The sequence below is a fragment of the Bordetella sp. 2513F2 genome, from assembly GCF_054642735.1.
Genome location: NZ_CM137755.1, coordinates 4,036,002 through 4,048,994, shown reverse-complemented (window position 1 = coordinate 4,048,994; position 12,993 = coordinate 4,036,002). Strand labels below are relative to the sequence as shown.

The 12,993-nt window shown below is 64.5% G+C and carries 14 protein-coding genes and 1 tRNA gene; 6 read left to right on the top strand and 9 right to left on the bottom strand.

The window, feature by feature from the left end; all coding sequences use genetic code 11:
• Positions 1-16 precede the first annotated feature (16 nt).
• From ispB to ACYBYQ_RS19115, 6 genes are all read left to right on the top strand, one after another.
• Positions 17-982: an octaprenyl diphosphate synthase gene (ispB, locus tag ACYBYQ_RS19140; protein WP_459616004.1), complete on the top strand. Its 966-nt coding sequence runs from the start codon at positions 17-19 to the stop codon at positions 980-982.
• A gap of 61 nt (positions 983-1,043) precedes the next feature.
• Positions 1,044-1,120, top strand: a tRNA-Pro gene (locus ACYBYQ_RS19135).
• Positions 1,121-1,353: 233 nt separating this feature from the next.
• A complete protein-coding gene (locus tag ACYBYQ_RS19130; protein ID WP_459616003.1) occupies positions 1,354-1,932 on the top strand; it encodes a hypothetical protein in 579 nt (192 codons plus the stop codon).
• Between the two features lie 13 nt (positions 1,933-1,945).
• Positions 1,946-3,033 (top strand): IS3 family transposase gene (locus ACYBYQ_RS19125; protein WP_459615945.1). Its coding sequence is split into 2 segments (ribosomal slippage): positions 1,946-2,198 and positions 2,198-3,033, totalling 1,089 coding nucleotides; the frame shifts between segments, so codons are not numbered across the junction.
• 97 nt (positions 3,034-3,130) lie between these two features.
• Positions 3,131-3,667, top strand: a complete 537-nt coding sequence (locus tag ACYBYQ_RS19120) for a hypothetical protein (RefSeq protein ID WP_459616002.1) — start codon at positions 3,131-3,133, stop codon at positions 3,665-3,667.
• 135 nt (positions 3,668-3,802) lie between these two features.
• Positions 3,803-4,666: an FkbM family methyltransferase gene (locus ACYBYQ_RS19115; protein ID WP_459616001.1), complete on the top strand. Its 864-nt coding sequence runs from the start codon at positions 3,803-3,805 to the stop codon at positions 4,664-4,666.
• Between the two features lie 41 nt (positions 4,667-4,707).
• Here ACYBYQ_RS19115 and ACYBYQ_RS19110 read toward each other — a convergent pair whose 3' ends face one another.
• The 9 genes from ACYBYQ_RS19110 to ACYBYQ_RS19070 form a co-directional block, all read right to left on the bottom strand.
• The gene (locus ACYBYQ_RS19110) at positions 4,708-5,649 is read right to left on the bottom strand and encodes a cupin domain-containing protein (protein WP_459616000.1); all 942 of its coding nucleotides are present in this window, start codon (positions 5,647-5,649) and stop codon (positions 4,708-4,710) included.
• Complete coding sequence (locus tag ACYBYQ_RS19105) at positions 5,633-6,391, bottom strand: ABC transporter permease (RefSeq protein ID WP_459615999.1); 759 nt, start codon at positions 6,389-6,391, stop codon at positions 5,633-5,635. Before ACYBYQ_RS19105 ends, ACYBYQ_RS19110 begins: the two co-directional genes overlap by 17 nt.
• The gene (locus ACYBYQ_RS19100) at positions 6,388-7,164 is read right to left on the bottom strand and encodes an ABC transporter permease (protein WP_459615998.1); all 777 of its coding nucleotides are present in this window, start codon (positions 7,162-7,164) and stop codon (positions 6,388-6,390) included. The genes ACYBYQ_RS19105 and ACYBYQ_RS19100 overlap by 4 nt, the downstream gene beginning before the upstream one ends.
• Entirely contained in the window at positions 7,161-8,180 is a 1,020-nt protein-coding gene (locus ACYBYQ_RS19095) for an ABC transporter substrate-binding protein (protein ID WP_459615997.1), read from the bottom strand. The genes ACYBYQ_RS19100 and ACYBYQ_RS19095 overlap by 4 nt, the downstream gene beginning before the upstream one ends.
• Positions 8,181-8,251: 71 nt before the next feature.
• Entirely contained in the window at positions 8,252-9,094 is an 843-nt protein-coding gene (locus ACYBYQ_RS19090) for a TauD/TfdA dioxygenase family protein (RefSeq protein ID WP_459615996.1), read from the bottom strand.
• 40 nt (positions 9,095-9,134) lie between these two features.
• On the bottom strand, positions 9,135-9,935 hold the full coding sequence (locus ACYBYQ_RS19085) for a class II aldolase/adducin family protein (protein ID WP_459615995.1): 801 nt from the start codon (positions 9,933-9,935) through the stop codon (positions 9,135-9,137).
• Complete coding sequence (locus ACYBYQ_RS19080; RefSeq protein WP_459615994.1) at positions 9,932-10,786, bottom strand: ABC transporter ATP-binding protein; 855 nt, start codon at positions 10,784-10,786, stop codon at positions 9,932-9,934. Before ACYBYQ_RS19080 ends, ACYBYQ_RS19085 begins: the two co-directional genes overlap by 4 nt.
• A 71-nt stretch (positions 10,787-10,857) precedes the next feature.
• Complete coding sequence (locus ACYBYQ_RS19075; RefSeq protein WP_459615993.1) at positions 10,858-12,114, bottom strand: M20 family metallo-hydrolase; 1,257 nt, start codon at positions 12,112-12,114, stop codon at positions 10,858-10,860.
• On the bottom strand, positions 12,111-12,992 hold the full coding sequence (locus ACYBYQ_RS19070; protein WP_459615992.1) for an alpha/beta fold hydrolase: 882 nt from the start codon (positions 12,990-12,992) through the stop codon (positions 12,111-12,113). Before ACYBYQ_RS19070 ends, ACYBYQ_RS19075 begins: the two co-directional genes overlap by 4 nt.
• Position 12,993: the final 1 nt, after the last annotated feature.

Genomic DNA, 12,993 nt, shown 5'->3' with positions numbered 1-12,993 from the left:
CATTCCCGGATTCGTTTTGAACCTCTCTGCGCTGATCGCCCCCATTGCCGAGGACATGAAGGCCGTCGATGCGGTCATCCGTGCCCGGCTCAATTCCGATGTCGTCCTGATCCGCACCATCGGCGACTACATCATCGGCGCCGGCGGCAAGCGCATGCGCCCGGCCATGGTCCTCATGGTGGCGCGGGCCCTCGGCTACCAGGGCACCTTCCACCACCTGCTGGCGGCGGTCGTCGAATTCATCCATACCGCCACGCTGCTGCACGACGACGTGGTCGACGAGTCCGACCTGCGGCGCGGCCGCGAAACGGCCAATGCGGTCTTCGGCAATGCCGCGAGCGTACTGGTGGGCGACTACCTGTATTCGCGCTCGTTCGAGATGATGGTCGAGGCCGACAACATGCGCATCATGCAGATCCTGTCGGAGGCCACGACCGTCATCGCCGAGGGCGAGGTTCTGCAGCTGCTCAACGTGCACGATCCCGAGGTCTCCGAAGCGCGCTACCTGCAGGTCGTGCGCTACAAGACGGCCAAGCTGTTCGAGGCCGCCGCCCAGGTGGGCGCCGTGCTGGCCGGCGCCACGCCCGCGCAGCAGGACGCTGCCGCGGCATACGGCCGGCACGTGGGCACGGCCTTCCAGCTCGTCGACGACGTGCTGGACTACAGCGGCGATGCCCATGCGCTGGGCAAGAACGTGGGCGACGACCTGCGCGAAGGCAAGCCCACCCTGCCGCTGATCCGCGTGATGGAAGTGGGTACGCCGTCGCAGCAGGCACTGATCCGCGATGCCATCAAGACCGGCGATGGCGACTTCGCTGCCGTGGCCGCGGCCATTCAGGCCACCGACGCCCTGCAGCATGCGCGCCGCGCCGCCGAAGCCGAGGCCGAGCAGGCCCGCGCTGCCCTGGCCGGCTACCCGGCTTCCATTTATCTCGATTCCCTGCTAGAATTTTGCGCTTTCGCGGTAAACCGAGATCGTTGATGCAACCGCCGCTTGCGGATTCGTTGGCGCTTTCGTTGGTTCGCGCGAGATTGATGTAAATCGGGGCGTAGCTCAGCCTGGTAGAGTACTGCGTTCGGGACGCAGGAGTCGGAGGTTCGAATCCTCTCGCCCCGACCAAGAATTTGGTCGAAAATCCTTGTAAATCAAGGGCTTAAAAGCACGGTGCAGACCGTGCTTTTTTGTTTTTTTGGCTCGTACATCGAGTCTGTACCAAATCTGTACCAAATTCGCGATGCACGCCTCGCATGGCGTGTTGTTTCATCCCGCGTTATGTCTAAAGCCCTGGTGAAAATTTAGGCCCCCCACGCGTCGCTATACGAGTTTCCATCAATCATTCAGGAAATTTCGTTATGGCCAGTATCGACAATCGCAGCAACTACATCGTCACCGTGCGCAATCGGGATGACCTCACGCGCGCCTTTCCTTACAACAAACGCGACGACGCAGCCGCTTACTTTGCTGAGCTGACTGAGCAGGGATTCAAACCTCAGGTGCAGCAGCTCGAAGATAAGATTCTCGTTCGTATCCGTGACAAGGGGTGGGAGCCGCAATCAGGACGATTTGACTCGCTCCAAGCGGCAGAGCAGTTCGTCAGAACAGTTGAGCTTGACCGGGCACGAGGCCTCGACAATAACTATCTTCGTGCCCGAGGCGTGACGTTCATTGAGCTGCTTGAACGTTATATGAAGGAGGAAGGCCCGAACCGACTGAAAGGTTGGAACGAGGTGGACAAATACAAGTATGCCAAACTCTGGCGCGGTGGGACGGGGAAGTTCAATGCACATGACCGCAAGGGCATAGCTGCCAAGATTGGTGTTCCGGTAGAGGCGCTCCCGGCAACCCTCCAGCCTGATTACCCGTGGATGCAGAAGCCATTCGGTAATCCCCCCGCAAAAGCGTTGAGGTCAGAAGTAGAATTTTCTCGTTGAGGAGTTCTACAGCATGAAGAAGTCACGATTCACGGACAGCCAGATCATCGAAGCCATCAAACGGGTGGAAGCCGGCCTTGCGGTACCCGAACTGTGCCGGGAGCTGGGCATCAGCTCGGCGACGTTCTACAAGTGGCGATCGAAGTACGGTGGCATGGACGTGTCGCTGATGGCACGGATGAAGGAGCTGGAAGCCGAGAACGCGCGCCTGCGCAAGATGTACGTCGAGGAGAAGCTCAAGGCCGAGATCGTGACGGAGGCGCTCGAAAAAAAGTGGTGAGGCCATCTCGCCGCCGCGAGATGGCCCGACGTGCCGTGCAAGATCACGGCGTATCAATCCGGATGGCTTGCGAGGCGTTCAGCATTAGCCAGACCTGCTATCGGTACATCGCCAAGACCGACGCCGAGAACGAGGAGATCGCAAACTGGCTGCTTCGCCTGACGGACAACCACCGCAATTGGGGCTTTGGGTTGTGCTTTCTGTACCTGCGTAATGTCCGCGGCTTGCGGTGGAACCACAAGCGCGTGTACCGGATCTACCGCGAGCTCGAGTTGAACTTGCGGATCAAACCGCGCAAACGGCTGGTTCGGCAGGCGCCCGAGCCGTTGACGGTACCTACCCAGGTCAACCAGGTGTGGTCGATGGACTTCATGCACGACCAACTTGCCGACGGACGTAGCATCCGAGTGCTGAACGTGATCGACGACTTTAACCGCGAGGCGCTGGGCATCGAGGTCGACTTCTCGTTGCCTTCAGAGCGTGTGATTCGCACGCTCAAGCAGATCATTGGCTGGCGAGGAAAACCCTCGGCGATTCGTTGCGACAACGGTCCGGAGTACCTGAGTGCGGCCATTGTGCAGTGGGCAGGCACATGGGGCATCAAGCTCGAATATATTCAACCGGGCCGACCCCAGCAGAACGCCTACGTCGAGCGATTCAACCGGACCGTTCGCTACGAATGGCTGTCCCAATATCATTGGGACGATCTGGATCACGTTCAGCGTGTCGCCACGCAGTGGATGTGGTCCTACAATCACGAGCGCCCGAACATGGCACTGGGCGGATTTACCCCGAAACAGCGGCTCGCCATGGCCGCATAGCGTTCCTACTTCTGGCAAACGCTAAAAATGGGGGGATTACCGATCCAAATCGGCCGGTCTGCTTGGGATTCTGGGACCAATAGGCTTAATGGCGGGTATGACCGCCGACGCGGCACACAGGTTGGATACCAGGTCGCGCGTCGAGCGCCGATCCAAAGAGTTCTCCAAATTGATTGCCGATAATCTGCCCAACGAGAGCATCAACCGGGACTTTGCCCAACGTCTTGGCGAGCTGCTCGAGAAGGACGGTCGGCAGGTGAAGATCACCCTGGTGGCACGACCCCACGGTAGCGATGACCTGGCATGGAGCACATCTGACGACTTGATTCCCACGCCGGAATACATGCAGCTGCTATTGCGCTTGAGTGCGGGTTACGGCGCCGCTTCCGTGACGGATTCCTACAAACCGGTGACCAGCATCGAATATGCGTTGAAAGATGCGGAAGGAAAAACGCTCATGTCGCGCTCGTTCACCCGTTCTTACGGCGAGTCGGACAAGACATTCCTGACCTATGCGGGACTGCTCGGCGACTATCGTGGCGCGCGGGATGAACTGAGCGCCCGGTTGAACTATTGGAGCGAGCCTGTCTACGGCGAGATTTTCCGGTTTCCGGACGCTATCGGGGCAGAGTAGGCAGGTCTCTCCCCCTCTGTTGCAAAAGGTGTGACGCTGCACACCGGTGAATCGGACTGAAAAGAACGGCACTCCCGTCTGAAGCGGCCTGCTTCCGGGCTAACTACGTGGCTTCTCCAAGCTACGCCCGGAAACATGACGACTGCACTTCCTTCCCCCGTGCGCGCCGTCCGTACGCGCTACGGTCATACCGTGCTCATCGATCCCGCCGATTACATCGGCCGCCAGATACTGCGCCACGGGCTCTACGACCGCGCCACCATCGCTGCACTGCGCGACATACTGCAGCGGCTGCGCCCCCGTACCGTGCTGGACGTAGGAGCGAACATCGGCAACCACGCGCTCGCCCTGGCGGATCTCTGCGAAAGGCTGCTGGCGTTCGAGCCCGGCCGTCATGCCAGCCAGCTGCTGCGCCGCAATCTCGAGGAGAACGGCATGCGGCATGCCGTCGTGCTCGACTACGGGCTCTCCGACACCGATGCCCAGGCGATGCTGCACGTAAACGGACGGGGAAACCTGGGCGCTTCCAGCCTGCATCATTGCGATCCCGCCGGCATGGCGGAACCGGTGCAGTTGCGCGCCGGCGACGCCTGCCTGCAGGAGCTCGGCATCGCCGACGTGGATTTCATCAAGGTGGATGTGGAGGGCCACGAGCGCCAGGTGGTGCAGGGCCTGGCCCGCACCATCGCCGGTTGTCGGCCGCTCGTGCAACTGGAGTGGGACGCGGCCAGCAGCGACCGCCAGTGGCTGGCCGATCCCTCCACGCTGCAGGCGCTGTTTCCCGGCTACGACATCTATGCCTACATCTGGAATTCCAACGTGGCGTACTGGGCGGCCCGGCCCTGGGGCCGGGTGCGGCGGCTCGCGGTGCGGCTGGGCACGCGCAAGCGCCGCGTGCTCACCCGTTTCGATCCCGAGGCGCACCGCGAGCGCGTCAACGACGTGCTGCTGGTGCCGCGGGAAAAGGCGGGCGTGCTGGGCGGGCTGGTGTATCGGTAGGGAGCGCGCACCGCGCATGCCGCTCGCGGGCCCGTCGCGTTTCAGCTGTCCAGGAACTCGAAGCCCATCGTGCGTGCTTGGTAATACAGGCCGCCATCCTGCACGATCAGGAAATCCGCGCGCTGCGATCCGCCGTTATGGTGCGAGTGAGGGACGCCGGCGGGCGTGACGAGCGTGGCCCAGTGTTCCCAAGGGCAGCGCGCACCGCCGACCTGGCTATGGCACTGCTCGCCGGCAACGACCAGTGTCAGCGCCGCAGAATTGTGGCGATGCGGGCTCTGGCTTGCGCCGGCCGGCAGCGTGTTCAGCGAAAGGGTAAGGTCGGCCATGAGGTTGCGCCCCGCCTCCTGTCGTTCGCAGGAGAACACCACCGCCATGCCAGAGGTGCCGGCGTCCGGCACGGCGCGCTGGATCTGCTCGATCTGCTCGGCGATGTCGGCGGAGCCGAAGTGCACGACACTGCTGCGACCCGGCGCGGGTTGCAGGCCCAGATGAGCAAGCAGCGGTTCGTCCGTGACGAGCCAGAGGATTGCGTCGTCGGAGTCCGCGTGCAACATGCCATGGCCAGGGGGAAGGTGCAGGACGTCACCGCGGCGCCAGGCGAATCGCTCGTTGCCCGCGTCCACTGTCCCATTGCCCGCGATCACGTACCAGATCGATCCGCTGGCATTGAAGTCCGCGTGCAGCGTGGCGCCGGCGCGTATGCGCGCATAGCGGGCCAGCATGAGCGGCGTGGTGGCAGGATACGGGCAGCCCAGTTCTGTCGATTGATCGCAGGCGTAGTAGCCAGTGGCCGCGCCCGGGGCCATGGCGGCACGCGCCTGCTGCACGAAGATTCCCGCCGGCACCTCGCCCAGCTTGACGTTGAAGGCATTGGCCGAATTGAAGTAGCGCCCGCGTCGCTGGGCTGCGTGGGCCGGCGAGCGTGCATGCTGCACGCCCAGCGAGGACATGGCGCGCGGCGCTTCATTTCCAGAACACATAGCGCTTCTCCAGGAAGTTGATGCTGCCGAAGAACAGCAGGCTGGCTGCCGAAGCGACGAAAATGGCGGACCAGACCTGTACGAAGTCCACCTGCAGCACGGCCTGGTAGATCGTCCAGCCCAGGCCGCCGGTGGCGCCCAGCATCTCCGTGACGATGGCGACGATCATGGCGCGCACTGTCGAGACCCGCATGCCGGCCGCGGTGAGCGGGATGGCGGCCGGCAACCGCAGGCGCCACAGGATGGCGGCGCGGTCGGCCCCGAAGCTGCGCAACAGGTCCACGGCGCGCTGGTCGACGCGGTCCAGCCCGGACAGGGCATGCAGGAACACCGTAAACCCTACTGCCAGCGCCACCATCACGATCTTGGACTCGGGGCCGATGCCGAACCACAGCAGTATCAATGGCGCATAGGCAACGACAGGGACCGAGTTGAGCATGGTCGCCAATGGCAGCAGCACGCGCCGCAACGGCGGCATCATGACGAGAATCACCGCCAGCAGGACGCCGGCCCCCGATCCCGCGAGGAAACCCAGCACGGCTTCCATCACGGTGATGCGTGCGGAGGCGAGCAGCATCGCATGCTGGTCGACGATGGACTGCAGGATGTGGCTGAAGCTGGGCAACACGTAGACCGGCAGGTCCAGCCCGCGCGCCGCGGCCTCCCACAGCAGCGCCACGCCCGCCAATCCGATGCAGGCCCGCACGGCGGTGCGTTGCGATCGCGAGGAGTTGTCGCTCATAGCTGTTCCGCCTTCCAGAAGACGATTTTCCGCTCTATCCAGGTCACGAGCGCGTAGAACGCGGTGCCGAGCAGTCCGCAGGCCAGGATGGCGGCCCACATCGCCACGACGTTCTCGTTGTACATGGCCTGGAGCAGCAGCACGCCGAGCCCTACGGTGTCGCCGAACCATTCGCCCGCGATGGCGCCGAGCAGGCTGAGCGTGCAGGCCAGGCGCAGCGCCACGAAGACCTGCGGCAGGGCGGCTGGCAATTGGAGGCGCCAGAGCAATTGCCAGCGTGTGGCGCCAAAGCTGCGCAGCAGGTCCTCCTGCCGCTTGTCCACGGCTTCGAGGCCGTTCAGGGTGTTCACCGTGACCGGGAAAAAGGTCAGGTAGAACGCGATCAGAGCCTTGGCCAGCATGGTGTTGCCGAACCACAGCACCACCACGGCGCCGAAGGCGATGACCGGGATGGTCTGCGAGATGACGAACAGCGGGAACACCAGTTCGCGCAGCAATCGAGAGCGGTGGAACAGCACGCCATTGGCTACGCCCACGATGGCTCCCGCCACGTAACCCAGCACGGTCTCTCCCAGCGTACGGGCGAATCCGGCGGCATAGGCCTGTGGAACGGCGGCAATGGAGGCCAGGATGTCGGACAGGCGGGGCAGGTAATGCGGCCGGATGCCGGTGGCCACCACCAGCCCTTCCCAGCACAGGCCGGCCAGGATCAGGATGGTGGCGCCGCGCAGCAGGGACGAAGCCAGCCTCCGGACTGTGGCGGTGCTGCTCATGGGCGGCGGTCCGCGACAGGAATGGCTTGCAGGAAGCGTCCGTCGAAGGCCTTGGACACGTCGATTTCCTTGCTGAGCACCTTGTTCTCCAGCAGGAATTTCTCGGCTGTGCCTACGGCATCGGGGTCGATCCAGAACAGCCCTTCAGTCTTGGCCTTGCCCGCTGTCATCAGCCGGTAGGCCTCCGTCAACATGAACTCCTGGTGCTTGCGGTCCAGGGTCGGAGCGACCTTCATGACGATGTCCACGGCTTCCTTCGGGTTGGCCATGGCATCGCGCCAGCCGCGGATCGAGGCCTTGAGGAAGGCGGTGACGAGTTCGGGGCGTTCCTGGGCCGTCTTGGTGGACACGATGAGCGTATCGCGCGGGAAGGTGATGCCGTAGTCCTCCGCGACGAACAGGTGTAGATTGTCCTCGCCCATGCGCTGCTTGATGGTGTAGAGCTCGTTGTACCAGGTGGCAGTGGCCACGTCGGTGTCGCCGTTGACGAACGGCGTGACGCTCACCTGTTGCGGCTGGATGTCGACCTTGCTTCGATCCACCTTGTTGTTGGCCAGCATGCCGAAGAGCACGTAATTGGCGCCGGTGAACCAGGTCGTGACTTTTTTTCCGGTGAAATCCTGCAAGGTCTTGATCGGCCCGTCCTTGCGCGTGACGAAGACGAAGGGCGTGATCTGATGCGATATCCCCACCGATACGATGGGTAGCCCCTTGTCGAGCGCGGCCAGCACACTGTCGGTGCCGCCCGACAGGCCGAACGTATCGGCGCCGGTGGCCACCAGGTTCTCGGCCAGCAGGTTGGGGCCGCCGGGATTGATGGTGAGGTCGATCCCCTCGTCCTTGTAGTAGCCCTTGGCCTGTGCGTAGTAGAACCCGGCAAACTGGGTCTGCGGCAGCCATTTCAGGCGCAGCGTGGCCTTGACCGCCTCCTTGGCCTGGACCGTAGCTGGCAGGAGCGCCGACAGGCCGAGTGTGGCACCGGCGAGCAGCGCGAGCAGACGTCGTTTCTTCATCATCGTTTTCCCCTTGGAATGGTCGGAGACTGCATGGCGGGCCTCGCTGTGCAGCGGCGCCCGGAAGCCCTGGATCAGAACGGCCGCGTGCCGGCCACCGTGGTGCGGTGCATGATGCGCCGGTACTTCAGGTCGTCGTAGGGTGTGGCGCAGTGCATGGTGCAGCGGTTGTCCCAGATGATCAGATCGCCCTGGCGCCAGCGATGGCGATAGACGAAGGCGTCGCTGACCGCATGCGCGTTGAGCGCATCGAGCAGCTCCGCGGCTTCGTCTTTGGGCAGGCCGTTGATCTCCTTGACGATGTCCTGGCCGACGTACAACGACAGCCGGCCGGTCACGGGGTGCGTGCGCACCACCGGGTGTACGACGTCGGGCGTGCGCGCCTTCTGCTCTTCAGTCAGCGGCGCGCGATCGGCGAAAGCCTTGCCGTAATAGCCGGAGTAGGAATGCGTTGCTGTGAGGTGTCGAATGCGTTCCTGGGTGGCCCGGGGCAGGGCCTCGTAGGCCAGGTGCATGCTGGCGAACAGCGTATCGGCGCCCTCCGGCGGCACCTCCACCGCATACAACAGGGATCCCATGCTGGGTTCGGCGACGTACGACAGGTCGGAGTGCCAGTTCCAGCCTTCCTTGTGATTGCCGATGGGCTTGCCGTCCGCAGTGACGTTGGACAGTACGTATATCTCGGGGTGCTCGGTGGTCAGGAATTGTTTCAGGACGTGGGTCATCAACGCGCCGAATCGCCGGCTTATCTCGACATGGCGGGCGTTGCCGAGCGACTGGCCGCGCACCAGGATCAAAGAGTGCTGGTCCAGCAGCGGGACCAGTTCTTCCACGGCGGCGTCGCTTTCGGGGCGGGAAAGGTCCAGGTCCAGGGCTTCGATGCCGAAGCCCATGTGGAGCGGGCGGGTCTTGATCACGTCAGTGTCCTCGAGTCGTTTGCAGGATAGGATGCGGCCTTCAGAGCCGGTAGGAGGGGTCTTCGCGGTCTAGCTGCCGCAGGAAAGCGGGCCACTCGCGCTGGCCGGCGATCAGGATGTCGCCCTTGTTCTCCCAGAATTGGCGGGCGGCCTTCTCGCAAACCTCGTGCGGTGGGGCGATGACCGGGCCCGCCGTGGCGGCGGCCGCCTGCATCTGCAGCTGTATGCGGGCAGCGCGCTCGAAGTAGTACAGCAGCATGAACGCCTCGCCCACTGTGCGCCCCACGGTAAGCACACCGTGATTGCGCAGCAGCATCACCGGATGGCTGCCCAGGTCGGCTACCAGCCGCTGCTGTTCGTCCATGTCGATGGCCACACCTTCGTAATCATGGAAAGCCTGGCGCTGGTAGAAGCGCATGGCGAATTGCGACAGGGGCAGCAGGCCGGGTGCCTGGGCCGACACGGCGATGCTGGCGTCGGAGTGCGTGTGCAGCACGCACACCGCGTCCGGGCGGCCCTGGTGGATGGCGCCGTGGATCACGAATCCTGCGGCATTCACCTCATGGGGTGAATCGCAGAGTTTGCGGCCCTGCAGGTCGATGCGGACCAGACTGGAAGCCGTGACTTCGCCGAACAGCAGACCGTACGGGTTGATCAGGAATTGGTCGTGCCGGCCCGGCACGCGCAGCGATATGTGGTTGTAGATCAGGTCGTCCATGCCCAGCCTGGCCACCAGCCGGTAGCATGCGGCGAGCGAGACGCGGGCTTCCCACTCTGCCGGGTCCATGCCGTCCGGTCCGCCCGAATGGGGTTCGGCGTTGACGCAGTCCGCCCGGCTCATGGCGCCTCCTTGGCCCGTTCGGCCGCGGCAAAGGTCTTCATGCTTTCTTCCTCGATGGCCTCGAGCAGCGTTCGCTTGAGCGCGATGAACTCCGGCGACGTGACGATCTCGGGCCGCCGCGGCCGCGGCAGCGGGACGGGTTGTTCCAGCTTGACCCGGCCGGGGCGGGCTGTCATCACCAGCACGCGGTCGCCGAGGAACAGGGCTTCGTCCACGTCGTGCGTGATGAAAAGGATAGTGCGGCGATGGCGCTGCCATACGTCCAGAAGCCAGCGCTGCATCATGGTGCGGGTGAGCGCATCCAGCGCGCCGAATGGTTCGTCCAGCAGCATCAGGTCGCGGTTGAACATGAATGTGCGCATCAGCGCCACGCGCTGCCGCATGCCGCCGGAGAGCTGGTGGGGATACTGGCCTTCGAAACCGGCCAGCCCGAACTCCGGCAGCATCTTCAGCGCTGCGCGCCGCGCATCGCTGCGCCGCGTACCTTCCAGCTCCACAGCCAGGATGGCGTTGTCGATCACGGTGCGCCATGGCAGCAGCAGGTCGCGCTGCGGCATGAACGAAACGCGTCCGAGCAGGTGCCGCGCCGGGCAGGGTGTGCCCAGGAACGCAATCTGGCCGCCGGAGTCCGGCTCCTCCAGGCCCGCCACGATGTTGAACAGCGTGCTCTTGCCGCAGCCACTGGGGCCGACGACGGTCACGAACTCTCCCGGGGCGATGGAGACGCCCAGATCGTCGAGGGCGTGGACCGAGCCGAAGGTCTTGGAAATCCCCGACAGCTTCAGCAAGGGTACGGTGGCCGCCGGCGCGTTGCCGCCAGGGTCCGGGTGAGTATCGGTCAGGGCATGCATGGACAGGCCTCCGGAATGTCGGGTGGAAAGCAGGGGGGATGGGGCGGCCCGCCTGGGCAGGCGCAGCAATGTCATCGTTCGCCCCCTTCCTGGGCAAGCGTGGCCAGGACGTCGGCCAGCACGCGCGTTCCCGTGGCCAGGTCGGCGGGCGCGGTGTACTCGGCCTCGTTGTGGGTGATGCCGCCCCGGCTCGGTACGAACAGCATCGCGCTGGGGCATACGGCATGCAGGTAGCGCGCGTCGTGGCCGGCTGCGGAGGGGAGTTCCAGGTGGCCTATGCCCAGGGCGCTGGCCGCGGCCTGGACATGCTTGCGCATGGACATGGGGAATTCCAGCGAATCGGCCGCGGACAGGCATTGCACGGCGACGGAGCATCGGCCGGCATGCGCCCGGCAGATGGGTTCGACCCGGCCGGCCAGCGCGCGCAAGGTCGCCGTGTCGGGGTGGCGCAGGTCGATGGAAAACACCACCCGTCGCGCCACGACGGAGGGAGCGTTGGGCGTGACATCGAAGCGTCCCACCGTGAACTTCACGATGTCTTCAGGGTCATGCATGGCGTGGCCAAGCGCCTGTACCATGGCCGTGGCAGCCAGCAGCGCGTCGCGGCGGTCGCTGCGCCGCGAGGTGCCGGCATGCGCGGCTTCGCCTTCCACGGCAACACGAAACGTGTACTTGCCCTGGATACCCGTGACCACGCCAACCGGCAGGCCGGCACGCTCGAGTTCCGGCCCCTGTTCGATATGCGCTTCGACATAGGCGTGCGGCCGGCCTCCCAGCGGGCGGCGGCCGACATGGGGCAAGGCCGCCTGCACGCTCTCGAGCGCCCTGGCGATGCTGACACCGTCCGCGTCGACGATGGACAGCGTGTCGTCAAGGCTGCGCGCTCCGGCGTAGGCCGCCGAACCCAGCATGCCGGGCGCGAATCGCGACCCCTCCTCGTTCATCCAGGCCACCACTTCGATGGCGCGCGGCGGGCGCATCCCGGCTTCGAGGATGGCCTGCACGGCCTCGAGCGCGGCCAGCACGCCATATGCGCCGTCGTAGCGCCCGCCGGTGGGTTGGCTGTCGAGATGCGAGCCGCTCAGCACAGGGGGAAGCTCCGGCCGGGTGCCTTCATGGCGCAGGAAGAGATTGCCCGCCGGATCGCGCGTGGCGGCCAGGCCCAGTTCTACGCCCCAGCTTGCCAGAAGTGCCTGGGCCTGGGCGTCCTCGGCGCTCAGGGCCTGCCGGTTCACGCCGCCGGCCGGGGTGGCGCCGATGCGCGCCATCTCCTGCAGGCGTGCACTCAGCCGCGCTTCATCGACATATGAGGATGGCGTGCCGCTCATGACGTCTTCATGATCTCGGACGGCATTGCACGCGGGTCGCGTGGCAGCCACTTTCCCTGTTCGACCGTGGCGAGGAAGTCCGACACGAACTGGTTGAACAGTGCAGGCTCTTCGATATTGAGGGTGTGGCCGCTCTTGGGCAGGACCAGCAGGCCGCAGGCCGGCACGGTCTTCTTGAGAAAAATGCCCGGCTGCAGGCAGTGGTCGTCCTCGTCGCCCACCATCACCAGCGTCGGGATAGCCATATTGCGCAGTTCCGTTTCCAGATCGTAGATGGAGGGGCGGCGCGCCTGTACCCCTCGCATCGTCATGGCCGATCCCAGGGATGAATGTTCGGCCAGCTGCGTGGCGAATTCCTGCCATCCGCGCGGATCCTTGAGCTGGAAGATGATGCGTGATGCAGCCTGGGCATAAGTGGGGGCGAATTCCGCCGCACCTTTGCTTTCGAACTGGTTCGCGACTTCCAGCGACACGTTGCGGAAGTAGTCTTCGTATTCCTTCTCCGCTCCATATCCGGCTCCGGCCACCACCAGCGAGAAAGCCCGCTCCGCGTGGCGCAGGCCGAAGTGCAGCGTGGCGAACCCGCCCATGGACAGCCCCACCACATGCGCCTTGGCGATCTCCAGCGCGTCCATCACGTCCGCGATGTCGTCGGCGGCCTTCTGCTGGGAATAGGCGTCCAGCGATTCCGGCACATCCGAGGGTAGATAGCCGCGTGCGCTGAAGGTGATGCAGCGATAGCGGCGGGTGAAATAGCGCATCTGGGGTTCCCAGCTGCGCCAGTCGCCGCCGAACTCATGGACGAACACGATGGGCGTGCCGGAGCCGGCGGATTCGTAATGCAGCCGGATGCCGTCGCGGGTGGTGATGAAGGGCATG